The organism is Nonomuraea sp. NPDC048892, from assembly GCF_040649735.1.
Classification (GTDB): Bacteria; Actinomycetota; Actinomycetes; order Streptosporangiales; family Streptosporangiaceae; genus Nonomuraea; species Nonomuraea maheshkhaliensis.
In genome coordinates this window covers 20,570-42,397 of sequence record NZ_JBEZFZ010000007.1, presented here as the reverse complement: position 1 = coordinate 42,397, position 21,828 = coordinate 20,570, and the positions used below count along the sequence as shown (strand labels likewise).

General features: G+C 67.9%; 22 protein-coding genes and 1 pseudogene. 11 read left to right on the top strand and 12 right to left on the bottom strand.

From position 1 onward, the window contains the following. Window positions 1-38 precede the first annotated feature (38 nt). On the top strand, window positions 39-245 hold the full coding sequence (locus tag AB0C28_RS24225; protein WP_358077529.1) for a hypothetical protein: 207 nt from the start codon (window positions 39-41) through the stop codon (window positions 243-245). Window positions 246-281: 36 nt separating this feature from the next. Here the strand turns inward: AB0C28_RS24225 and AB0C28_RS24220 are convergent, their stop codons facing one another. Next, window positions 282-665 (bottom strand): hypothetical protein, encoded by a 384-nt coding sequence (locus AB0C28_RS24220; protein WP_358077526.1) that lies wholly within the window; start codon window positions 663-665, stop codon window positions 282-284. Between the two features lie 122 nt (window positions 666-787). Between AB0C28_RS24220 and AB0C28_RS24215 the strand changes: the two genes are divergently transcribed. Together AB0C28_RS24215 and AB0C28_RS24210 are read left to right on the top strand one after the other, a co-directional pair. Further along, window positions 788-1,165: a hypothetical protein gene (locus AB0C28_RS24215; protein ID WP_358077522.1), complete on the top strand. Its 378-nt coding sequence runs from the start codon at window positions 788-790 to the stop codon at window positions 1,163-1,165. Window positions 1,166-1,291: 126 nt separating this feature from the next. Beyond that, window positions 1,292-1,654 (top strand): hypothetical protein, encoded by a 363-nt coding sequence (locus AB0C28_RS24210; protein WP_358077519.1) that lies wholly within the window; start codon window positions 1,292-1,294, stop codon window positions 1,652-1,654. A 355-nt stretch (window positions 1,655-2,009) separates the two neighbouring features. On the opposite strand, the gene AB0C28_RS24205 is transcribed toward AB0C28_RS24210, so the two are convergent. From AB0C28_RS24205 to AB0C28_RS24190, 4 genes are all read right to left on the bottom strand, one after another. Continuing rightward, window positions 2,010-2,303, bottom strand: a complete 294-nt coding sequence (locus AB0C28_RS24205; protein WP_358077516.1) for a hypothetical protein — start codon at window positions 2,301-2,303, stop codon at window positions 2,010-2,012. Window positions 2,304-2,395: 92 nt separating this feature from the next. Continuing rightward, on the bottom strand, window positions 2,396-2,899 hold the full coding sequence (locus AB0C28_RS24200) for a single-stranded DNA-binding protein (protein ID WP_358077513.1): 504 nt from the start codon (window positions 2,897-2,899) through the stop codon (window positions 2,396-2,398). Window positions 2,900-2,977: 78 nt separating this feature from the next. Then, window positions 2,978-3,169 carry a hypothetical protein gene (locus AB0C28_RS24195; RefSeq protein ID WP_358077510.1) on the bottom strand — a complete coding sequence of 64 codons (192 nt, stop codon included), beginning with the start codon at window positions 3,167-3,169 and terminating at the stop codon, window positions 2,978-2,980. An 842-nt stretch (window positions 3,170-4,011) separates the two neighbouring features. Further along, window positions 4,012-4,842 (bottom strand): IclR family transcriptional regulator, encoded by an 831-nt coding sequence (locus AB0C28_RS24190; RefSeq protein ID WP_358077507.1) that lies wholly within the window; start codon window positions 4,840-4,842, stop codon window positions 4,012-4,014. Window positions 4,843-5,010: 168 nt separating this feature from the next. Here AB0C28_RS24190 and AB0C28_RS24185 point away from each other — a divergent pair, with 168 nt between their 5' ends. Both AB0C28_RS24185 and AB0C28_RS24180 read left to right on the top strand, forming a co-directional pair. Further along, window positions 5,011-5,154: a hypothetical protein gene (locus AB0C28_RS24185; protein ID WP_358077504.1), complete on the top strand. Its 144-nt coding sequence runs from the start codon at window positions 5,011-5,013 to the stop codon at window positions 5,152-5,154. Between the two features lie 9 nt (window positions 5,155-5,163). Next, entirely contained in the window at window positions 5,164-5,466 is a 303-nt protein-coding gene (locus tag AB0C28_RS24180; protein ID WP_358077501.1) for an amidohydrolase family protein, read from the top strand. A gap of 637 nt (window positions 5,467-6,103) precedes the next feature. Here the strand turns inward: AB0C28_RS24180 and AB0C28_RS24175 are convergent. After that, entirely contained in the window at window positions 6,104-7,309 is a 1,206-nt protein-coding gene (locus tag AB0C28_RS24175) for an FAD-dependent monooxygenase (RefSeq protein ID WP_358077498.1), read from the bottom strand. Between the two features lie 824 nt (window positions 7,310-8,133). Here AB0C28_RS24175 and AB0C28_RS24170 point away from each other — a divergent pair. Then, window positions 8,134-8,817, top strand: a pseudogene (locus AB0C28_RS24170) (IS5 family transposase); the annotation flags it as partial. A gap of 31 nt (window positions 8,818-8,848) precedes the next feature. Here the strand turns inward: AB0C28_RS24170 and AB0C28_RS24165 are convergent. Both AB0C28_RS24165 and AB0C28_RS24160 read right to left on the bottom strand, forming a co-directional pair. Beyond that, on the bottom strand, window positions 8,849-10,018 hold the full coding sequence (locus AB0C28_RS24165) for a zinc-dependent alcohol dehydrogenase (protein ID WP_358077495.1): 1,170 nt from the start codon (window positions 10,016-10,018) through the stop codon (window positions 8,849-8,851). After that, the gene (locus AB0C28_RS24160; RefSeq protein WP_358077492.1) at window positions 10,015-10,908 is read right to left on the bottom strand and encodes an SRPBCC family protein; all 894 of its coding nucleotides are present in this window, start codon (window positions 10,906-10,908) and stop codon (window positions 10,015-10,017) included. Before AB0C28_RS24160 ends, AB0C28_RS24165 begins: the two co-directional genes overlap by 4 nt. A gap of 403 nt (window positions 10,909-11,311) precedes the next feature. On the opposite strand from AB0C28_RS24160, the gene AB0C28_RS24155 reads away from it, so the two are divergent. From AB0C28_RS24155 to AB0C28_RS24140, 4 genes are all read left to right on the top strand, one after another. Further along, window positions 11,312-12,418, top strand: coding sequence for a hypothetical protein (locus AB0C28_RS24155; protein ID WP_358077489.1), 1,107 nt, complete (start codon window positions 11,312-11,314; stop codon window positions 12,416-12,418). Window positions 12,419-12,631: 213 nt separating this feature from the next. Then, a complete protein-coding gene (locus AB0C28_RS24150) occupies window positions 12,632-13,096 on the top strand; it encodes a hypothetical protein (protein ID WP_358077486.1) in 465 nt (154 codons plus the stop codon). A 238-nt stretch (window positions 13,097-13,334) separates the two neighbouring features. Then, window positions 13,335-14,387 carry a glucose 1-dehydrogenase gene (locus tag AB0C28_RS24145; RefSeq protein ID WP_358077483.1) on the top strand — a complete coding sequence of 351 codons (1,053 nt, stop codon included), beginning with the start codon at window positions 13,335-13,337 and terminating at the stop codon, window positions 14,385-14,387. Window positions 14,388-14,449: 62 nt separating this feature from the next. Beyond that, a complete protein-coding gene (locus AB0C28_RS24140) occupies window positions 14,450-15,850 on the top strand; it encodes a sugar porter family MFS transporter (RefSeq protein WP_358077480.1) in 1,401 nt (466 codons plus the stop codon). Window positions 15,851-15,894: 44 nt separating this feature from the next. On the opposite strand, the gene AB0C28_RS24135 is transcribed toward AB0C28_RS24140, so the two are convergent. The 4 genes from AB0C28_RS24135 to AB0C28_RS24120 all read right to left on the bottom strand — a co-directional run bounded on the left by AB0C28_RS24135 (window position 15,895) and on the right by AB0C28_RS24120 (window position 19,046). Continuing rightward, on the bottom strand, window positions 15,895-16,992 hold the full coding sequence (locus AB0C28_RS24135) for a hypothetical protein (RefSeq protein ID WP_358077477.1): 1,098 nt from the start codon (window positions 16,990-16,992) through the stop codon (window positions 15,895-15,897). A 244-nt stretch (window positions 16,993-17,236) separates the two neighbouring features. Then, window positions 17,237-17,737 carry a phosphate-starvation-inducible PsiE family protein gene (locus AB0C28_RS24130; protein ID WP_358077474.1) on the bottom strand — a complete coding sequence of 167 codons (501 nt, stop codon included), beginning with the start codon at window positions 17,735-17,737 and terminating at the stop codon, window positions 17,237-17,239. Between the two features lie 149 nt (window positions 17,738-17,886). Next, the gene (locus tag AB0C28_RS24125; protein ID WP_358077471.1) at window positions 17,887-18,501 is read right to left on the bottom strand and encodes a DUF1345 domain-containing protein; all 615 of its coding nucleotides are present in this window, start codon (window positions 18,499-18,501) and stop codon (window positions 17,887-17,889) included. Window positions 18,502-18,617: 116 nt separating this feature from the next. Continuing rightward, window positions 18,618-19,046 (bottom strand): DUF2267 domain-containing protein, encoded by a 429-nt coding sequence (locus AB0C28_RS24120; protein ID WP_358077467.1) that lies wholly within the window; start codon window positions 19,044-19,046, stop codon window positions 18,618-18,620. Between the two features lie 169 nt (window positions 19,047-19,215). Between AB0C28_RS24120 and AB0C28_RS24115 the strand changes: the two genes are divergently transcribed. Beyond that, window positions 19,216-21,828, top strand: a complete 2,613-nt coding sequence (locus tag AB0C28_RS24115) for an AAA family ATPase (RefSeq protein WP_358077464.1) — start codon at window positions 19,216-19,218, stop codon at window positions 21,826-21,828.

Below are 21,828 nucleotides of genomic sequence, written 5' to 3'. Positions count from 1 at the left end.
GGCAAGGTCGGGAAGGGCGGCGGGCGATGAGCGCAGTAGTGACGGTTCTGCTGACGATCGGCGAGGAGGCGGAGTTGATCACGCCGCATCATGACGCCGCCGCTCCCCTTCGGGTTCCGTCCCACCGCATCGCAGCGCAGGCCGGTCTGCCTGCCAATGAGCTGCCCGGTCGGCGCTTCACGGTCGAACGGCTGACGGCGACCGATGCTGACGGGTTCGCCCTGGTGAACGACCCTCGCCGGTGACAACACCTGCGTGATCATCAGGGATCAGATCCGTGGTTACGTAGCTTTCGGCGGACGGCCCACGCGGCGGTCCCATGTTCTATTGAAGACGTCGATGTCTTGTCGCCGCCACAGTTTCCCGGCGAGATGCGGGTAGCGCTGCTGGGGAAAGTCCGGTTTCGTATCGGCGAGCAGGTGCAGGCGTGAGCGTGAGACACCGAGGATCTTGGCGGCTTCCGCTGCGTCCACAAGGTCATACCGGCTCGGTTCTCTTCGGATGATCTCGCCGAGAGCGAGCAGTAGGTTTTCGCCGTCGCTCCTGGCGGGTTGGTCGCTCGCGGTGAGCGTGCTGACGATCTCGTCTAGTTCGGCCATCGTTATTCCAAGCGCCTGGGCGACATAGGCGGCTGCGTCGCGGACCGAATTATTGGTGTTTTCCACGCCTCTATTATGCCATTAACTATTGAATATCTTCAACGATTAATGGCATAATAGAGACGTCGGCAAGGGGGTCGAAACCCCGAACCGCGCACATTGACAACTCAAGAGAGGACACCATCACGGTGGACCGCGAAGAGTACCTCGCACGCGTGGATGCACTGCTGGAGATGCTGATAGGCATCTACTTCCGCCTCGCGAAGCTCCTCACACTCCTGCCCGTCCCGATCGGACTCCCCCGGATCGACGACCCGTCCGACACGGTCCAGGCCCTCGTCAGGGCGAGGACGCTCATCCTCGATCTCCCCCTGGACGACAAAGTCAGGTCCCTCCTGCACATGACACTCACCGAGTGGCCAGCGGTACTCGATCTGTGTGCCTTGTGCACGATGGAAGACGAGCAGGAAGAGTACCGGATCGACGCCATCTGGCTCATGATCCAACGCCTCGGCACATTGACCGAAATGCTCGCCCCAGAACTCGGTCTCGACCTGGATCTCTGACCGTTTCCGATGGCCTCACCCGGTTCCTTCCGGGTGAGGCCAGGGCGATCACCAGGCATCGGTAAGGGAGTCGAAATCCCGAACGATGTCGCACAGTGACAACTCAAGAAAGGCAGGCCATACCCCATGGACGAGTTGGAAGAGTTGGCCGAAATGCTCTTGGGGGCCTACGCCCTCACCAACAAACTCCTCAGCCTCCTGCCCATCCCCATCGAACTCCCGCCAATCCACACGGAGGAGTCAGGCGGTCTCCTCGGGGCCAAAGCCATGGAGCGCGCACGTACCGCGATGCTCGACCTTCCACTGGATCCGGTCACCACGGCAATCTTCCGTGACCTCATCTTCCAGTGGCTGATAGCTCGGGATCTCTGTGTACTGGCCGTTTCTGTGGCCCCCGACCCGCACCGCATCTATGGTCTCAGGGCCGCACTCGCCAGATTCAGCGATCTGTCGGTGAAGGCGGAACGGCAACTCGGCTTCGACTGGTGAGCTGAGTTCGCCAGCGGATGTGACAGGACCGGCAAGGCGGAACCCCGAAGGGTTCTGAATCGAAAACCTTGCCGGTCCCTGCACATTGACAACTCCCAAAGGAGTCCGCTCCAGTGTAACGTTCGCGGCCCTGACCGGCCCCGGTCCTATCGTCGCCGAGTAAGCCGGGAGTACCGCGCCAGTGGCACGTCCGGATGCCCCGTGACCAAGGCCCGGCGACCGGGCGGGTGGGCAGGCCGCCTGGTTCGACGAGTTGTTGCGCGCCCGGTAGGCGGTCTGTCCACCCGCGGCGCGGGGGTCTGGGGGCGGCGTAGCCCCCAGCCGCCCCGTGCCAGAGGCCAGCCCCTCCCCCCCGTCACGAACCCGCATCTTCCGTACGGGCGGAGGGTTCGCCCAGAATCGCCTCTGCGACGCGTTGGGCGATCTCGTCCGGCCTGGAGCGGATCAGAGTGTTGATCGAGCGAAGGTTGACAGGCCGGCCGACGTCGCGGCTTTCCGGCCCGGAGATAAGCGCGATCGATGGAGCGTCGCCAACGAAAGTGATCTCCAGTTGCCAGAGACGGCGGCGCAGAATGACTCCGGGATCGGCGTTGAACTCTATGGTCCAACCGTGCCGGCGCGCGCGACGGGCTATGGCGTCAGGATCCATCGAGGTTTCTTCCCCTTGTCAGTAGAAGGTCGTACAGGCGCTGACGATCCTGAGCGGGCGGCACTGTGGCAGTCCCGCCCGCTCGGAACCGGTCAGAAGTCCGGCTCCGAAGTCTCATCGTCGCCGGTGGTGGTCGCGTGGGCGGCGGCCATGGCAGGCTCTGCTTCCGGGCGATCCGCGAAGGCGTTGGCCCAAGGATCTTCGATGGGCGCGGGGCCGGATGAACGCCCGTTCTTGACCGGGGTGACCCTGGCGGTGGCGCTACGAAGAGACGGGCCGACCTCGATGACCTCTACCTCGTAGACCGTACGTTTGCCGCCCTCGGTCGTCTCGTAGGTGCGCTGCTTGAGACGGCCCTCCACGATGACGCGCATGCCGCGTTGAAGTGACTCCGCGACGTGTTCGGCCTGCTGCCGCCACACGTTGCAGGTCATGTAGAGCGGCCGACCGTCCTTCCACTCGCCGCTCTGGCGGTCGAGAAAGCGCGGCGAGGAGGCGACGCGGAAACGGGCGACGGCATCCCCCGTAGGCGTGAAGCGCAGTTCGGGATCGTCGGTGAGGTTGCCGGTGAGGGTGATGGTGACGTCGTTGGCCATGGCAGTTCTCCCTGTGCGAAGCGTGAACGGATCGGAGGGAACGCGTAGGGGCGAGAGTCGCCCGCCCCTACGCTCCAGCTAGGACTGAGTCGTGCGGTCGGCGGCTTCCGCCAGGCGGTGCGCTTCGACGGCTTCGCTTACACATCTCGGGCAAATTCGGCCACCGCCGTTCAGCGGCCAGCTGTCCCGCAGCCGGATCGCGTCGCCGCAGCGGATGCAGGCGGTGAGGTCGGTGGTGTAGAGGCGGATCCCGAGCGTGAGGCGCTTCATCGGTGGCTCCCTTCCGTACGCGGCTCCGGGTGGGCGGCCGCTGCGTGTTCCGGTGCGGGAGTCCGCGCAGGCGGTAGGGAGGAGTGCAACCGAGCGGCCTCGCGGGAGAAAGATGTTTTCCGCGCGGTAGAGGAAGGCGCCGGCGGAGCCGGTGGGTTCCGCGCGGAAAAGATCTTGCCGCGCGAGATCAGCCGCTCGGTTGCGCGACGACCGGACGCCTGCGAGGGTGACTGAACCGGAACACGGGGTGGCTGCTCAACCGCAGGATGTGAGCAGAGGGGGCCACCGATGAAGCGCCTCAGCGTTCGCCGGCTGCCCCCTGCCGTCGATCAGACCTCATCGTCCAGCTTGCGCTAGGTACGGGTGAGATCGCGTCAGCGTGATGGCGGACCCAAGCCAATGCAGCCGTAGCGACGTGACGTTGGTAGGAGCGCAGGTGCGGCACGCCTTCGGGAGCCGGTTGGCGGCTCGCCCGGGTCCAGTAGCCGGCGTAGGTGAATCGCCAGCTCCAGTACAGAGACTGGCGCACGCCGCGGCGTATCGCGGCTGGACCGATGAGCAGGACGACGAACTACAGCGACTCGCGTCTCAGCCAGGGGCCTCGGTCAAGGCCATCGCCGCAGCGCTCGAGCCTAGCGAAGGGGCGATCAGATCGCGGCTGAGACGGCTGCGCGATCGGGATGCTGCCGCACCAGACGGAGATCGAGCATTTTCAGACGCTGTCAAGGCGCCAGGCGATGAGCTTGTCGCGGAATAAGAGACCTGCGTTAACTCGCCTCTGAGGTATCCCTTGGGTGCGGCTTCGAGGGGGGGGTCTGCCCGATCAGCCGACCCGGTAACTTTCATGAGCCGATCTGGCGGGTGTCGTTCAGCGCGCGCGAGATGGCACGCGCGGTGGCGCGGACGGCGGGTACGTAGATCACCGCGTCAAAATCGGCACTCGGCGCCACCACGGACACGGCGGCGACCACGCCATCCGCGTCGCGGACCGGCGCCGCCGTGGTGTGCGGCTGGGGCCCGGACTTGCTCCCCATGGCGTAGCCGCCCCGTCTGACCTCGGCCAGGGCACGGCGCAGGCTCTCGGCGGTGCTCACGTCGTAGCTCTGCCCTGGCTTGAAGCGTTCAAGGATGTGCTCCTGGACATCGGCGGGGGCGTGGGCCAGCAGGACCATGCCGACGCCGGTTCCGGGCAGGGTCATACGGCCGCCGACCCGGAAGAGCGCGGGGCCCGCGTTGTGCGCAGACAGCCGCTCCACGAGCGTGGCCGTGTCGCCGTCCCGGACCGCGAGCAGGATGTGCTGGTGGGTGACGTGAAAGAGGTCCTCCAGGTAGGGCATCGCCACGGCCCGCAGCCCGTGCCCGCGTGGGGTGAGGGAGGCGATCTCCAGCAGCCGCAGCCCGATGACGTAGTGGCCGTCGTCGAGGCGCTCCAGCGCCCCGGCCTCGGTCAGCTTGCGGGCCAGGCGTAGCGCGGTGCTGTGCGGCAGTCCAGTCCGCTGGACGAGACCCGCCAGCGACAGGACGCGGTGCCCAGCGTCGAAAGCGCGCAGCACGGCGAAGGCCCGGTCGATCATCGCCTCGCCCGCTTTCGGGACGGCGCGGCGGCCGCCTTGGACGGATCTGATGTCGGCACCACATCCCGGTATCGCCAAGGCGATGCTGTAGCTGTCCACGCCAGGGGTCCACTTCGGTGACGACCGTGCCGCTCGCCGACTGTCGCGCGAGATCAACGAGTTCTGCGCCCAAACCGTACGAGACCACCCAGACCGGTTCGGGCAGTTCGCCACCCTGCCGCTGCCCGACGTGTCGCCTACTGCTTCGACGAACTCGGAGCCGACGGTGTGGCGCTACTGTCCAACCACGCCGGGATCCGGCCCGCCGACGAACGGCTCGTCCCGGTGCTCGCCAAACTCGACCGCCGTGCCGCGGTCGTCCTGCTGCACCCGAACACCCGCCCAGGACACGAGGCACTGTCGTCAGGATGACCCCCGCCGATGATCGGGTTCCTGTTCGAGACCGCCCGTACGGTCATCGACTTCATCCTCAGCGGCGCGGCGACGAGGTTCTCCCGCATCCGCCTGATCGTCCCCCATCTCGGCGGGATGCTGCCACTGCTCACCGAGCGCGTCGAAGCGTTCCGTACGATCAGCGGCGAGTTGGCCGGCCGAAGCACGGTCACCGAGACGCTCGACCGGTTCTCCTACGACCTCGCCGGCATGCCGTCGAAGCAGCAGATCGCCGCACTCGCCGGTGTCGCCGGGCCGGACCGGCTGCTCTACGGCAGCGACTACGCCTGAACTCGCCCTGCACCTGCTGCAGTACTCGACTCGACCCGACGAGCACGAGGACTGGCGATCCCTCACTACACACAACGCCGATCTTCTCCTCTGCCAAGGGCCTGGACGTTGTTCGGCCCGCTCCAATGTGTTTCCAAGAACGGCGCATGGCTCGAGAGAACGGGGTGGGCAACACGCTCACGCCTCGGGGCGCGCCGTCCGGCCCTCGGCCCGCTCCATCCGCAACGTCGCGCGGAGGGCACAGTCCAGGCCGAAGGGCAAGCTGCGCAATGTCCATTGGAACGTCCAGTGGTGGGCCGCGCTCGCCACCGTTCTTGCCGGACTCATGTCCCTGCCTGCGCTCGTTATATCTATGAATGCGCTCGGGGTTGCGGAGCAATTTCGAGCTCGGCGCGGACGTTGTCGAAACGGTGAGAATCTGCTGGCAGACGCGGCGATAGGGGGCAGCCCACGGCGGCTCGGCCGGACATGGGGTCTTGCGGCCGAGCGGGAACTGAGGTGGCGGCCGACGCGAGCCATCCTGGTCGCCGCTCAGATGGTTCAGGACGGTCGTTCCGATCGCCGCCGGCGCTGGAGTCGATGGCGGGCGGACGTACCGGCCCAGACCGATGCCTCGGACTGGGCCGGTGGTGCCAGGTCAGGCTGGCACCGGGTCGGCTAGAGGCAAGCCGAGGCCGAGGGCCGCGCTGAGTTGTGGGCCTTCTTGTAGTGCGCGGTGTACGGAGGGCAGGAGGCGCCGCTGCCAATGGTCCAGGGCGGCGTTCAGGTCAGCGCCGTGGTGGAGGTGCTGGCCGAGTGCGATGGCCAGGGCGCGGTCTTGTTCGATGCCGTTGTTGGCGCCCTGTGCGGTGTTGGGCCGTACCGGGGCCAGGGCATCTGCGAGCAGGACGGCGTGGGCGGCCCCGAGGGGGTAAACCATCTGCTGGGGTGGGTTGATGTCAAGGATGGGTGTCGCGTACCAATCGGTGGTGGCCGAGATGGTGTCTGCCACCGCCTCGGGAAAGAGCTGATAAGCCCGGCTGATGACTTCCTCGCTGGCCATGGGTGAGACGTGGTGTGGCCGGATGAAAGTGCGCTGGGTAGGGTCGCCGCCCAGCAGGCGGGAGAACACCTCGCTCGACATATTGAGGTAGAAGGTCCAGTCGAGGCCGGTGTCGCCGTTCTTGCGGACAATGGGGAACATGTGGAAGGCACTCCCGTGCGCTTCTAGGCGCGTGTAGTCCTGGATGCCGGCCCGGTTGCCGGTCAGTTGGCCGCGCCAGGCGACGTAACCGGCGTAGTGCAGGGGGCGCGACGGGTCCAGCAGGCGGCGGCCGATGGATCGCCGGCCGTCGGCGAAGACGACGAGGTCGGCGGTGATACTGGTTCGGTCGGCGAGGTCCAGGAGGGCCTGTCCGCTGCCCGCGATGCTCATCGACCGCACTCCGTTTCCGGTGCGGAGCCACGTGTCCGGCAGCCGGTTCAGCAAAGCGGAGTTGAGGACGTGCCAGGCGGTGTTGCGGCCGGGATAGACGGAGTGGACGCGGCTGGTCTCCTGACGGTCGACGATGTGGATTGCGGTGACGCGTTCGCTGGGAAAGGGCGCCAGCTCGGCTTGGGAGATGCCGAGTGTTTCCAGGGTGGCGAGCGAAGCGTGGTCCAGGCCGATGACGCCTCCGGCCTGGGCGAATGGCGATGGCGATGCCTCCAGTACGGACACGCGGGTGAAGCCCGCCCGGCGCAGAAGCAGAGCGAGGGTGGGGCCGGTGATCGAGCCGCCGACGATGGCGATCGACGGCTGCGACTCTGCTGGAAGAGAGGGCGTCGTGGGGGGCACCAGGCCAGGCTGGGCGAGCAGGTTCATGGCAGCTCCTGGGCGATACGGCTGATGGGCTGCCGGAAGGGCGACGGACACCCGTGAGGGTGGCGGGGCCGTCGTGTGCCCTTCCGGCAGGGAGCCGTCGGCGGTGCGGCGGACTGCCCTCGCAACCGTGTGGTTGTGGCCTGGTTGAAGATGTTTTGCGCCAGCAAAAGATCTCTGAACCAGGCCACAACTCGCCCACCAGGGCGGCGGAGCCAGGGCGAGAACACGGTTGCAAGGGCGGGAAGCCGTGCCGCAGGCTGCGACGCCGGAAGGGGAAGACGGCCCGCCTGCCTTCAGCAGGGCCGGCGCCTGGTCGGAGTACTCGTTGGGGTGTCAGGCCAGTGTCGTCATGGCCGGGCCGAGCAGGCGGTGATGCGACGGTGGTTCACGTGTGTGGCGTCTCTCAAAGCGCGGGGCGGGCGTCCGAAACTCGAGCTCCGCGCGGTGCCATCAGGGGGTGGCGTCGTCAGAAGGAGTCGGCAGCACTGGTCGAGCGGAGCGGGGATTCTGTGTCACGTACTGGGTGATGCTGGTGACGAGGTCGTCCACGTTCGTCTGGTCTTCGAACGCGGATGAGCTGATCCCTGACTGCAGGGCAGTGGAGATGAGAGGGGATGTTCTGTGACAGCCTGCCCTGTAATCCTTGTCGAGCGATTCGCGCGCTTCGCGAAGCAGCTATGCATATGCGAGTCTGGGTGGGCTCTCCTCGATGTCTGTTTCGTGAGACGAGCCGCTCCCGATTCCGTCTGGCGTAGAGATGCCCTGGACGCGTCATGTTCCGGCGGATGCCAGGCGTTACGGAGGGCTGGATGTATGGGTCGGATATGAACCCCCGACGCCCGTACCGTTCCGACATCTCCGACGCCCGCTGGGCCTTAATCGAACCGACCCTCACCGCCTGGCGGCGGGCCCGGCTCGATCGCCGTCCCACCGGCGCGCCCGCGCCCACTGATCTGCGAGACGTCTTCAACGCGATCTTGTACCTGAACCGGACCGGCATCGCCTGGACCTACCTCCCGCACGACTTCCCACCCCACGGCACCGTCTACTCCTCCTACGCCGCCTGGCGCGATGAGGGCATCTTCGCCCAGCTCAACTACGACCTCACCGGCCTGGCCCGCGCCAAGGAAGGACGTGACTCCGAACCCACCGCGGCAGTCATCGACACCCAAACGATCAAAACCTCCACCAACCCGCCGACCGCCACACAGGGCACGGACGCCGCGAAGAAGATCGTCGGGCGCAAGCGGAGCGTAGCCACCGATGTCCTCGGCCTGCTCCTCGCCGTGGTCGTCTGCGCCGCCTCCGTCTCGGAGAACCGGGCCGGCATCCAGGTCCTCGACCAGGCCAAGGGCGCCTCCCCCACCCTGGCTGCGACCTGGGTCGACACCGGTTTCAAGAACCAGTTCGCCGAACACGCCGCCACTCTCGGAGTCAGCGCCGAGGTTGTCCATCGCGACCCCGAAACCCGTGGCTTCCACGTCCTCAAACGAGGCTTGGTCATCGAGTGGAACTGACTGTCAACGGCAAAAGCTAGCGCTACGGCGTGAGGACCACCTTGTTGCACTCGTCCTGCTTGTTCTTGAACAGCTCGAACGCGTGCGGTGCCTCGCTCAGCGGCATTCGGTGCGAGATGACGAAGCTGGGATCGATCTCGCCCGCGCGGATCCGGTGCAGCAGCGGCTCCGTGTAGCGCTGCACGTGGCACTGGCCGGTGCGGATGGTCAGCGACCGGTTCATGACGGTGCCCATCGGGAACTTGTCCACGAATCCGCCGTAGACGCCGATAACGGACACCACGCCGCCATTGCGGCAGGCCATGATGGCCTCGCGCAGCACGTAGGGGCGCTCGGTCTCCATCCGGGCGGCCTGCTTGGTGCGATCGTAGGCGTACATGGCCGGCGTCGGGTGGTGGGCCTCCATACCGACGGCGTCGATGCAGGCGTCCGGGCCGCGCCCACCGGTCATGTCGCGCAGCGCCTCCAGCACGTTCACCTCCTCATAGTTGAGAATCTCGGCGCCGGTCCGCTGGACCCGCCTGAGCCGGTACGGGAAGCGGTCGATGACAATGACCCGGTCGGCGCCGAGCAGGAACGCGCTGGCCGCGGCGAACTGCCCGACCGGCCCCGCGCCCCAGATCGCGATCGTCTGGCCCGGCTTGATGTCGCACATCTCCGCGCCCATGAAGCCGGTGGGGAAGATGTCCGACAGGAACAGTACCTTTTCGTCCGGCAGGTCGTCCTCGATCTTGACCGGGCCGACGTCGGCGAACGGGACGCGCACGTACTCGGCCTGCCCACCGGCGAAACCGCCCAGCATGTGGGAGTAGCCGAAGATGCCGGCCGGGCTGTGGCCCATCAGCTTCTCGGCCATCCCGGCGTTGGGGTTGGAGTTCTCGCAGACCGAGTACAGGCCGTCCTGGCAGGCGAAGCAGGCCCCGCAGGCGATCGGGAACGGCACCACGACGCGGTCGCCGACGTGCAGGTTGCCCACGCCTGAGCCGACCTCGACGACCTCGCCCATGAACTCGTGGCCGAGCACGTCGCCCTTCTTGACGGTCGGGATGTAGCCGTCCACCAGGTGCAGGTCGGAACCGCAGATCGCGGTGGAGGTGACGCGGACGATCGCGTCGCGCGAGTTGAGAATCTGCGGGTCGGGAACGTCCTGGATCTCCAGGCGGTTGCGGCCCGCCCACACGTTGGCTCTCATGCCCGTCCTCCGATCGGTTGTGCGGGACGCTGGTGGAGCTGGCGCAGGGCGCGGTGGCCCTCGGGGCTGCCCTCGGAGCGGAGCACCTCGCCGGTCTCCATGACCTGCTTGAAGCGGCGCAGGTCGTCGCGGACCTGCTGCTCGGGGTGCTTACCGAGCATCCGGGCAACGGCGGCGGCGACCTTGCGGCCGGGCACGCCGTACTCCAGCGAGACGTCCACGACGGTGCCGCGCCCGCCGGGGCCGTCGGTGAAGCCGACGAGGCCGGCGGTGGAGACACCGGTGCCGGGCATCGACCGCCAGGCGATCAGGTCGCCGGCCCGCTCGTCGATGATCTCGGCCTCCCACTCCAGGTCGACGATCGGGCCTTTGGCCTTCCAGCGGGAGCGGCGCTGGTTGATGGTGCGCACCGAGTCCAGATGCGCCATGAAACGGGGCAGGTTCTCCAGCTCCCGCCAGAAGCGGTAAACCTCATCGCGCGGCCTGTTGATGGTGATGGAGGCGCGCACCTGCAGCGGCCCCTTGGCCCTGGCGGCACTGCCCCGGGCGCAGGCGAGGTCGAGGGCGGTGATCCCGGCGACGGCGCCCAGCGCGGCCAGCGCGCGGGTGCGGCGGGCGCCCGCGCGATCGGCGGCGGCCCTGCCGAGGACTCCGAGGTCCATCATGTCGCCGGCGGCCCTGGTCCACGCCCACTGGGCGGGGTTCCTGGCGCCGAGCAGCAAAGCAGCGTGCAGGAGTTCGCGCCCGCCGACGAGTCTGGCGGCGGTCGTAGCCCCGGGCGCGTCATCGACGCCGCACAGGCGGGTCACGACCCTGGGTGCCGCCAGTTGCGCCACGCCCAGCCCGAGACTGGTCCACCCGAGCGCGCGGGCGAGTTTGTCGGTCATCATGCGTCCTCACACAGCTTGCGATGGAATGTGCGTACGCCGCAGGCGGCCCTGGTCTGCTCAACGCCCCCGCGTCCACCGTCCCGTGCCCCGGGCAAAACCGATAACACCAGCGGATTCATGCACGAAAGGTGCACGCCGTGTGGATGGCCGTCCACGACGGGTTCACATTCCGCGCCGGACCTGCTGACGGCCGAACAACGCCAGGCGGTGTGCGTGGGCGGTCGCACAAATTGCGCGTGCAACGGCTTGTCCATGTCGAGCCGGTCACGGTCCGTCAGCGACGTCTCAGCCGAAGGCCACCTGTTCAACGGCCATGAGAGCACGACCCGACGCCTTCGCATGCATCGCGCGACTACGGGTAGTCACTGGCGGAATCCCGCCCGGCTACCGGCGAGGAGCGCCCATGGTCACCAGTGATCAGGATCGGCCGGAGATCGTCGTCGGGCTCGTCGCGGCCCCGCCGGACTACCCGGCACAACTGGTCGCGCACCTCACCGCCGAACTGGCGGACCGACTCGCCGAGCGGGTGAACCCGGACGTGCGGTGGACCATCCGGGAAGGCTGGGGTGAAGTGGCTCCGCGGCGCGACGACGGCGTTGAGGCGCTGCTGGACGATCTCGCCCGCCGGCGCGCCGACGCCCATTGGGACGTCGCGATCTGCCTGACCGACCTGCCGCTGCGCACCGAGCGGGTGCCGCTGGTCGCGCAGACGTCGGCCCGGCGCCGAGTCGCGATAGTGTCCTTGCCCGCGCTGGGGCTGGGCCAGCTGCGAGCGCTCCGCGCAGTCATCCCGGGCCTCGTGAGCCGGCTCCTCACTGACGCTTCCCAAGAGCGGGTGCCGCCCGGCCGGACACCGGCCGAGCTGACCAACCAGGTCGCCGCCATTCATGGGGTGGTCGGTGAGGCCGATGCCGGAGAAGTGGGCTACGTCGCCTCGTGGCTGACGGGACGGATGCGACTGGTGACCGGAATGGTCCGGGCCAACCGCCCGGGGCGCGCTCTACTGGGCCTGTCCAAACTGCTGGCCGGCGCCTTCGCCACGGCCGCATTCGCCCTCACCACCAACACCATCTGGGAGATGGGCGATGCCCTCGGCGGACTCCGCCTCACCGTGATCATGCTTCTCGGGCTAATCGCCCTGGTGACCTGGCTGATCGTGGCGCACGACCTCTGGGAGAAACCGGACCGGGAGACATCGGCTGAGCTGGCCCGGCTGTTCAACCTGGTCACGATCCTCACCCTCGCCCTGACCGCCGCGGTGTCCTATGTGGTGCTGTTCGCCGGAACGGCACTCGTCGCGGCGCTGCTGATCGACACATCCATACTGGAACAGAGCCTGCAGCGGCCGGTCGATCTCATCGACTATTTGAACCTGGCCTGGATCATCAGCTCGCTGGCCACCGTCGGCGGCACGATCGGCTCCGGGCTGGAGGACGAGGACACGGTACGGGCCGCCGCTTACGCCTATCATCCTGAACCCGGCGGCCGGCGGGACGAGAAGGACGCGTAACTCCCCTTTGACCCAGGGCTTGTCCGCACGCTGCCGGCCGGACACCACAAACCAGCACCGCCGAACTCAGCGACCACCTCAACGCCATCCGATAGTGTGTGCGAAAATTGCGCTCAACGGTCAGGCGCGTCCTTCTCGCGACAACGAAGAGGAGATGCGACAGCGCTACCGACAGGAGGAGCATTGGACAGCGCCTCGGACAACCTTCTGTGCGTGGAACTGACACAGCACGACCGGCGCTATGTTCTGGCCGCCGGCCGTACGGCGGACGGTCGACTGACGATCGAGCTCAACGGGAGAGGCGCCGACGGAGAACAGGTGGCGGACTTGAGCGGCAGCCTGCCCGTGACCGACCTCGGTTTGTTGATTGATCTGATCAGACTTCTGAAGGGACGATGCGCTCAGGCGAACGAAAGCGCCGTCTCGCTAGTCGAGCAACAGAGACACGCGCACGCTGCGGCATATCGAGGCTGGACCGATGAGCAGGACGACGAACTGCAGCAACTCGCGTCCCAGCCAGGGGCCTCGGTCAAGGCCATCGCCGCGGCGCTTGAGCGTAGCGAAGGGGCGATCAGATCGCGACTGAGGCGGTTGCGTGACCGGAATGCTGCGGCACCAGACGGAGATCGGGCCACACCAGGCTCTGCCACGGCGCGCACAGCGTTCAAGATGACGTAACCGGCCAGAGCCTTCTCCGTCCCGTCCTGCCGGGCCGCCCGCTTGATCTCCGCCCCACCGATTGCGTCCAGGTCGGCAGCGTTGAGCAACTTCCCCATCACCTTCATGAGGTGTGCCCAGTCAGTGGCGCTGCGACTGGAGGACATACGCCGCAGGGTGTTGAGCGTCATGTCATGGCTCTCCCCTTACTTTTCCCCTGGACGGCACGGGTAGGAACCAGTCCCGGAGGTGGTGCCAGATGCGTGCGCTGACGTTTGCGCCAGGCGAGAAGGGGACGCTGGAGGTACGGGAGGTGCCCGATCCCGAGCCGGGCACGGGCGAGCTGCTCGTCCAAGGGCTGGCCCTGGGCATCTGCGGGACTGACAGGGAGCTGGCCGCCGCTGTGTACGGCTGGCCGCCGCCGGGCAAGGCCCGGATGGTCATCGGGCACGAGTCGCTCGGCCGGGTGCTGGAGGCGCCGACGGGTTCGGCATTCGCGCCTGGCGACCTGGTGGCGGGTGTCGTGCGCCGTCCCGATCCTGTGCCATGCGGCGCGTGTCTGCACGGCGAGTTCGACATGTGCCGAAACGGGCGCTATTCCGAGCGCGGCATCAAAGAGTTCGACGGGTACGGAAGTGAGCGTTGGACGGTCGAGGCTGAGTACGCCGTACGCCTGGATCCGTCGCTGGAGAGTGTCGGCGTGCTGACCGAGCCCATGTCCGTGGTCGCCAAGGCGTGGGAGCAGATCGACAGAATCGGTGCGCGGGCCTGGTTCGAGCCGCACATGGTGCTGGTGACGGGAGCGGGGCCGATCGGGCTGCTGGCCGCGCTCATGGGGCGACAGCGGGGGCTTGAACTGCACGTTCTCGACCGGGCCCCTGAAGGAGGGCTCAAGTCGAGACTCGTGTCCGACCTGGGCGGCACCTACCACTCGGGCACGTCCCTGACGGATTTCCGTGAGCATAAGCCCGACATCATCATCGAGTGCACTGGTGCGGGAACGCTCGTCATCGAAGCCATGACGATGAATGCGGCGGCGGGCATGCTGTGCTTGTGCGGGCTCGCGTCCGGGGGGCGCGAGCATCGGGTGGACCCCGCGATGATCAACCAGCAGATCGTGCTGGAGAACGACGTGATCTTCGGCACGGTGAACGCGAACCTGCGCCACTTCGAGGCCGCGGCCACCGCCTTGGCCGAGGCCGATCGGGGGTGGCTCGAACGGCTGATCACCCGGCGGGTGCCGCTGGACCGCGCGCTGGAGGCTCTCGAGCCTGGGGACGACGTCAAGGTTGTCATCGACCTCACCACGTAGCGGAACGGTCCAAGTCGGCTACTCAGAGTACCTGTGGGTATGCCCCGTCAAGGGGAACTTTCATGATCACTAATCGGGCTCGTCAAGAGCGCCTTGGACATGTGGTGTTCATCGCGGCGGCCGCGGCCGTCGGCGGATTTCTGTTCGGGTACGACAGCGCCGTCGTCAACGGCGCGGTCGTCGGTATCCAGCACCACTTCCGGGCAGGACCGGTCGAGACCGGGGTCGTGGTGGCGATCGCGCTGCTGGGCTCGGCCGCGGGCGCCTGGACGGGCGGAAGGCTGGCCGACCAGCTGGGGCGTACGAGGTCCATGCAGCTGGCGGCGCTGCTGTTCGCCGTCAGCTCGATCGGGCAGATGCTGCCGTTCGCGCTCTGGGAACTCGCGTTCTGGCGAGTGGTGGCCGGTTTCGCGATCGGCATGGCGTCAATGCTGGTGCCGGCGTACATCGCCGAGGTGGCGCCGCCCGCCTACCGCGGCCGGCTGGGCTCGTTCCAGCAGCTGGCCATCGTGCTCGGCATCGCCGTCTCACAGCTCGTCAACTATGTGATCGCCAGCATCGCCGGTGGAAACGTCAGCAACCACCTCGGGCCGCTGCAGGCCTGGCAGTGGATGCTGGGTGCCTGCGCGATCCCTGCCCTGCTGTACCTGCTGCTCGCACTGAAACTCCCCGAATCGCCCCGATATCTGATCATGGCGGGCCGTACCCGGCAGGTGCGCGAGGTGCTGACGCAGATCGAGGGCGAAGACGTGGATCTCGACGAGCGTATCGCGGAGATCAAGCACGTGGTGCACGCCGAACGCGTGCCGGGGATGAAGGACCTGCGCGGCCCGGCGCTCGGACTGCTGCCGATCATCTGGATCGGCATCACCCTGTCAGCCTTCCAGCAGTTCGTCGGCATCAACGTGATCTTCTACTACTCGACCGTACTGTGGCAGTCGGTCGGCATCAATCAGAGCGACTCCCTGCTGATCAGCTTCTCCAGTTCGATCATCAACATCATCGGCACGTTGATCGCGATGGCGTTGGTCGACAAGATCGGCCGCAAGCCACTCCTCCTGGTCGGCTCGGTGGGGATGACGATCGCGCTGGCCACCACGGCATGGGCGTTCAGCGCAGCCAGAGGGATCGACGGCAGGGTTACGCTGCCGAATCCGCAAGGGCTGATCGCGCTCGTCGCCGCCAACGCATTCGTGCTGTTCTTCGCACTGTCATGGGGAGTGGTGGTGTGGGTGCTGCTCGGCGAGATGTTCCCCAACCGCATCCGCGCCGCAGCTCTGGGCCTCGCGGCCGCGGCCCAGTGGATCGCCAACTGGCTGATCTCGGTCTCGTTCCCGGCGCTCGCGGAGTGGAATCTCACGCTCACCTACGCCGGGTACGCCGTCATGGCGCTGCTGTCCTTCATCTTCGTCGCCAGGTGGATCAGGGAGACCAAGGGCCGCAAGCTGGAGGAGATGGGCTGACCCGCTCAGCACGGGCCGCGGTGAAACTGCTGGACGGCCGAAGGTCAGTGTCGCCGGCGTGACGTGAGCCGGGCCGCTTGTTCACGGGCGCGTGGGGGGATGGCCTCGCGATGTGGCCCGTCGTCGGGATCGACCTCATGTCGCAGTTGGACGCAGTCGTCGAGCAGCGCGCCGTACAACGTCCAGAGGGGTGAGTGCGGATCGATCTCTGCCATCTGCATGCGGGCGGCGCGTTCGAGGCGCTCGCCTTCCGCAATGGTGGCGCGCAGGTGAACCAGGTCCTCGCCACTGCCAGGGACGACCAGCAGGTGCTCGAAACAGGCGTAGGCCTTCCCGATCGCATCCAGCAGCTCGGCGAAGACCTGGGGGAAACTGCCGGTCTCGCGCTGTCCTGGAAGGCCGCGAACCCCGGCAGCCAGGTCGGCGAGGGCGCGGGCGACCCCGCGCAGTTGAAGGCAGGCGTGCTCCAGGCATAGGACAGCCTGCATGATGCGGCGCAGGCGCTGGCGGGTTCGCGCCCGACGCAGGGTGAAACGCAGGGACTCATTGGCTCGTTCGGCGCTCTCGTGGGCCGAACGCAGCCTGGCAGACAGACGTCTGGCGCGGGCCAGCCATTTCTGCGCCTGGCTCGCGGTCCACGATTGCCTCACGCCTTCCGCCAGGTCGGAGCAGAGGTCGGCGAGATCATCGGCCAGGTCAGCCATGTCCTTGGCCGCCCGGCCCACGTGACGGGGCGGGATCATCAGGGTGAGCGTGGCTCCGACGAGCGCGCCGATGACAATGTCGAGCAGCCGCGCCATGCCGTACTCGCGGCCCAGGGTGAAGACGAGCAGGGCGGTGATGGGCGCCTGTGTGTTCTGCCACGGTATGCCGACGGTTCTGCTGACCACGAGCGCGACCGCGACCAGGACGACCATGGTGGCGGCGTTGGCGCCGAACACCTGCACGAAGCCGATGGCAGCCGCCAGCCCGACCAGCACCGCGACGGTTTGCTGAACGGCCTGGACCACGGTGCTGTAGGCGGTCGCCGTCACCGACAGCAACACGCCGGTAGGAGCGAGCACCGGCTGAGGTGAGCCGATCAGCTCGGTGGAGACCCACCATGCCACCAGGCAGCCGACGACGACCGTCACCGTCGGCATCAGCAACTGCCTCTCACGCCGCACCCAGCGGCGCAGCCCACGCCGCCGCCATCGACCCGAGCCGGGGACTCGGTCACCCCACCGGGCCAGCCATCGCCTCGCGGCGGAAAGTACCATCACTGCACTCCCAGACGTGGTGCCCCGCCTGGCGGCTTCCGGGTCGTCTTCCACCTTTATCGTGAGGCTCCCCGCGTCGGGTGGCGGGCGCTCCGTTCCCGAGCAGCAAATTGCCTTCTCCATGCCCTCATGCGGAAGCGTTGGAGTCGCCGCACCCGGCGGCGGACGGGGCAGGCCGCCGGTGCGACCATCGCGCCAGCGCCAGCGCCGCGACCAGTACGAAGGCGCTCCCCGCGTAGATGGCAAGCTCCGTGAGCTGCTGGCGGCTCTCTGCCGGGTTAACCGAAATCGTCAGCCGGACGACCACCGACAGGAGGTGCCGAATGATCGCGATGATGCCGACGATGATGAACGGTTCCAACTGCAGGCGACCGCCCGCGAGGTGGGTCTGCACCGTCACGAAGATCTCCAGCACGATCAGCACGAGGAGAAGCTCTTCCAGGATGACGATGATCTTCTCAGCGCCAGACGCCCCTCCTTGGACGATCGTGAGCGTCAACAGCGCGAGAATGCCGACGCCCAGAGCCAGCAGCGCGAACGACACCAGGTAGAGGATTCCGTGCTCGGCGGCGACCAGGATGGCCAGCAGCCTGCTGTTCCCTGGCTTGTGGGCGATCTCGTGTGCCACGGCGTCGGCCGGAGACGAAGGTCCGGGCGCACCTGATCTGTCCGCTGAGTTGTTCATGAGCCGTATCTGCCCAGCTCAGCGCAGCTGATCGCCGACCGCCCCGCTAGCCGGCATCGCGCCTGGGGCTGGCAGATCACCCCGACCAGGGGCTACTTGCCCAGGTCGACGACAAGGTTGATGGCCACCGCGACGATGCCGGTGCTGAAGAAGTAGGACAGCAGGGCATGAGCGAGGGCGACCTTGCGGATGTGCGTGCTGACCACACTGTTGTCGGTGACACCGAAGGTCACGCCGATCGAGAACGCGAGGTAGGCGAAGTCGCTGTACGCCGGAGGATCCTCCTGTCCGAACTCGATGCCGCCGTCCTCGTCCACGTAGTAGAGCCTGGCGTACTTGAAGGCGAACACCGTGTTCACCAGGCCCCACGACACGATGACCGTCACCATGCTCAGGATGACCAGGGCCGTCGTCAGCGGGGTGTGACTGGCGGTGCGGACCAGGGCGAGCGCGACCGCCCCCAGGCTGGCCACCGCGCCGATCAGAACGCCGGTGTCGGTGGACCGGGCGTCGCCCTCGTCCTTGGCCAGCCGCTTGGTCTCGTGGTGGTCCTTGGGCCAGCTGATCAGCCACACCCAGACCAGGCCCACCGTCGCGGCCACACCCCAGCCGACCAGTGGCGACAACTCCGGGACCCCGAGCCGCCAGGCGACCGCCGCCGTGACGACCCCGGCCCCCAGTGACGTCAGCACCCGGCGCACCGACATGACACGCTTCCCAGCGCGTCCCCTGTACCCAGACCTCACCGCTCCAGCATCCCAATGAGCCTCTATGCCCACGGGACCCCGGCCGGTGTGTCGCCGATCGGAGTTCGGGTCGGCGATCAGGGCAGGATAGAGGTCAGATCCTTCGGCATGGTGGACTTCACGTCCTCCCACTCGCCATCGGTAATGTGCTTCCTGAGCGCTCGCAAAACCTTCTTGACCAGTTCTTCCTCGCTTTCCTGGAGCTCGAAGGCCAGCTCGCAGGAGATGCGGTCGAGGAACTCCTTGCGATGGGCCTTGACCGGCACGGTGCTTGGACGCCAGCCGTCGTAGTAGACCCCGCGGATCAGCAACGGCAACTGGGCGGCGAGCTGGGCGCTCTCTTCCACGGTCAGCCGGTCGCGCAGCGCGTGCAGCACGGCGCGCAAAGCGGCGTAGGACTGGTTGCGGCGCTCAGGCGTCCAGCCGTGCGCCTCCTCGATCTCCCGCAGCACGCGGTTCGTCTTGTCCACCGTACGGTTGAACGGCGCATAACCAGTTTCCGCCATCTCCTTGGCTCCTTCCTCGCCTCGGCGGGCAGGCCCTCGCGTCAAGTTTCGGCTGGGCGGACATGGGTCACATCCCCCAGCCGGGTAGTTGCCCCGTCAGGAACGAAAGATCTTGTCGGGCATGAGATTCCCCGTTTCCTGTCGTGGCAGGCGCTCCGTGGGAGGAGTCATGCGGGGACGCGATCGGGAATGGCGTCACGTCGAAAGCCTGCTGCGGAGGTTGCGGCGAGGTGGGAGCGGGACGCTGCTGGTGGACGGAGAGCCGGGGTCGGGGAAGAGCCGGCTGCTGTCCGAAGCCGTCGCCGAGGCATCCGAACGCGGGATCGGGGTCGTGCACGGCAGGGTGGAGGAGCTGGGCGAACTCGCTCCGTGCAGCATGTTGCTGGATGCCCTCGACCTGCGGTCCGAGCCGGGAGGAGATGACGGTTCCACCCGCTCCGGCTCGCTGGACCTGGAGCGACTGCGGGCGGGTTTCGAGCGGCTGGCCACGGGGCCGGTGCTGGCCGTGTTCGACGACCTGCAACGGGCGGACCCGGCGACGCTGAGGATGCTGCACACCCTGCACGACCTGCTCGCCAACCTGCCCATCGGCTGGCTGATGTCCCGCTCGACCGCGCCGGACGCGTGCCAGGCCGTGGCGCTGTTCGACATCCTGGAGCGGGAGGGCACCGACAGGGTGACGCTAGCACCGCTGTCGTCCCAGGCGGTCGCGGCACTGACGGCGGACGCGGTCGGAGGGTCCCCCAATCCAGCGACGCGGGCGCTGGCCGCCTCGGCCGGAGGGAATCCGCTGCTGATCACCGAGTTGTTCGCGGGGCTGCGCGAGGAAGGGCTGCTCTCCGGCGGGGACGTGGCGCGGGCCCACACGCCTGACCGGCTGCGGATGGTGGTGCGAAGCTGGATGGACGCCCTGAGCGCGGAGGCCAGGAGCCTGGTGGAGATGATCGCCGTGCTCCGTCGCTCGCTGTCTCTGGAGCACGCCGCGTCGCTGCTCGACACCACGCCGGCGGCACTGCTCACGGTCACGGAGGAGGCGACGGCCGCGGGCATCCTGCTCGTGACCGAGCACGGCCTGACCTTTCGTCATGATCTGGTCGGGGACATCGTCGCCGCGGGCATCCCCCCATCGGTGCGACGGACCCTGCTCGACCAATCCGGCGTTCTCATGGGCGCTGTCGGCCGCCCGGCCCGGCTGCTCACCGGTCCAGCCTCCACCGCGATAGAGGCGGCGGTCGCCAGCGGCCGGTTGGACGAGGCCGAGCAGATGGCCCGAGACCGCCTCGCCGAGCACGAATCCGTGTACGGCTCGGCCGAGTCGCGCTGCTTGCTCGCGGACACCATGTACTTGACGGGCCGGGGTGACGAGGCGATCTACGAGGCCGAGACTGTGCTGGCGGTGCCGGGCCTGCCCCGCCATGTACGCGACCGGGCCACCCTCGTGCATCTGTACGCCACGGCGCGTCTGCGTGACGCCGGCTGCTCGCGGTCGTTCGCGCAGGAGGTCATCGACGGTAAGGACCGATACGGCTCCGCGGCCAGGACCGCCGCGCTGGTCGCCCTGGCCGTCGCCGAGCGTCGCGAGGGCCGGCTCTCCAGCGCGCTGGCCCTGGCAGAAAGTGCCGGACGGCTGGCCGGCGCCGACGCGACGAAGGAACGCCGCTACGAGGCTTGTCTGACGGCCGCCGCCGTGCTCGTCGACGTCCATCGGCTGGATGAGGCGCAGGCCATGCTGCGCCAGGCGCGCAAGGACATGTTCGGTCACGGTCATATGGCCTGGGCGGCGGACGCCTCGGCGCTGGCAGCCCGGCTGGAGCTGCTCGCGGGACGTTTCGACGGCGCGGTCACCGAGGCGAGGAGGGCCCTGGACCTGGCCGGCGCGCTCCACACGCCGCTGTCGGCTGCGGCGGCCGGCGCCGTGCTCGCCGCTGTCGCGCTGCGACGCGGCGAGCTGCAGGAGGCGGTTCACCACCTCGCGGAGCGGCCTGGGGGAACGGCCGAGGCACGCTTTCGGCACACTCTGCTGGGCGCACAGGTCGCGGAGGCACGAGATGGGCCGCGCAGCGCGATGACCCTGCTCGCGGGGCTGCCTCTTCCGCTGCCGCTCGGCATGGAGGCCGCAGCGGGCCCCTGGATGGTCCGGGTCGCCCTGGCTGCGGACGAGCGGGCGATGGCCGGGTCCGTGGTCGCCGCCGCGGAGGCCCTCGGCCGGGCCAACCATGCGTTTCCCACGCTGGCCGCCGCCGCGGCGCATGCGCGGGGCCTGCTCGACGGGGATCGCGACGCGCTGGCCCTGGCCGCCGGACCGGCCGAGGACGTGTGGGCGCGAGCCTCTGCCGAGGAGGACCTCGGCACGATGCTCGCCGCCGCCGGGCAGCGCGTGGCGGCGGCTCAGAGCCTGGACCGCGCCCTGTGCCTGTATCGCGACATCGGTTCCCTGCGGGACTCCGCGCGTATCCGGCAGAGATTGCGTGGCGTGGGAGTACGCCATCGGCACTGGAGCTACGCCGAGCGCCCGGTCTCCGGGTGGGAGAGCCTGACCGAAACCGAGCACGGAATCTCGTTGCTGGCGGCGGACGGATGCACCAACCGGGAGATCGCGGAACAGATGTTCATCAGCGTGCACACGGTCGCGTTCCACCTGAGGCACGTCTTCCGCAAGCTGAGCATCAGATCCCGGGTCGAGCTCGCGCGGCTGGCGGCGGAGCAGTCGGGGGACGTCTCGGTCAGCCGCCCGGCGGAGGGCGCTGCTGGCCCCCTGCCGGCGCGGGGTTCCGGCGAATGA

Bases quoted from the DNA above. Each gene is read 5' to 3' on its own strand.
- AB0C28_RS24210 (WP_358077519.1), top strand. From the start codon at position 1,292: ATGGACGAGTTGGAAGAGTTGGCCGAAATGCTCTTGGGGGCCTACGCC.
- AB0C28_RS24205 (WP_358077516.1), bottom strand. From the start codon at position 2,303: ATGGATCCTGACGCCATAGCCCGTCGCGCGCGCCGGCACGGTTGGACC.
- AB0C28_RS24200 (WP_358077513.1), bottom strand. From the start codon at position 2,899: ATGGCCAACGACGTCACCATCACCCTCACCGGCAACCTCACCGACGAT.
- AB0C28_RS24195 (WP_358077510.1), bottom strand. From the start codon at position 3,169: ATGAAGCGCCTCACGCTCGGGATCCGCCTCTACACCACCGACCTCACC.
- AB0C28_RS24180 (WP_358077501.1), top strand. From the start codon at position 5,164: ATGATCGGGTTCCTGTTCGAGACCGCCCGTACGGTCATCGACTTCATC.
- AB0C28_RS24175 (WP_358077498.1), bottom strand. From the start codon at position 7,309: ATGAACCTGCTCGCCCAGCCTGGCCTGGTGCCCCCCACGACGCCCTCT.
- AB0C28_RS24165 (WP_358077495.1), bottom strand. From the start codon at position 10,018: ATGAGAGCCAACGTGTGGGCGGGCCGCAACCGCCTGGAGATCCAGGAC.
- AB0C28_RS24160 (WP_358077492.1), bottom strand. From the start codon at position 10,908: ATGATGACCGACAAACTCGCCCGCGCGCTCGGGTGGACCAGTCTCGGG.
- AB0C28_RS24155 (WP_358077489.1), top strand. From the start codon at position 11,312: ATGGTCACCAGTGATCAGGATCGGCCGGAGATCGTCGTCGGGCTCGTC.
- AB0C28_RS24145 (WP_358077483.1), top strand. From the start codon at position 13,335: ATGCGTGCGCTGACGTTTGCGCCAGGCGAGAAGGGGACGCTGGAGGTA.
- AB0C28_RS24140 (WP_358077480.1), top strand. From the start codon at position 14,450: ATGATCACTAATCGGGCTCGTCAAGAGCGCCTTGGACATGTGGTGTTC.
- AB0C28_RS24135 (WP_358077477.1), bottom strand. From the start codon at position 16,992: ATGCCGACGGTGACGGTCGTCGTCGGCTGCCTGGTGGCATGGTGGGTC.
- AB0C28_RS24125 (WP_358077471.1), bottom strand. From the start codon at position 18,501: ATGTCGGTGCGCCGGGTGCTGACGTCACTGGGGGCCGGGGTCGTCACG.
- AB0C28_RS24120 (WP_358077467.1), bottom strand. From the start codon at position 19,046: ATGGCGGAAACTGGTTATGCGCCGTTCAACCGTACGGTGGACAAGACG.
- AB0C28_RS24115 (WP_358077464.1), top strand. From the start codon at position 19,216: ATGCGGGGACGCGATCGGGAATGGCGTCACGTCGAAAGCCTGCTGCGG.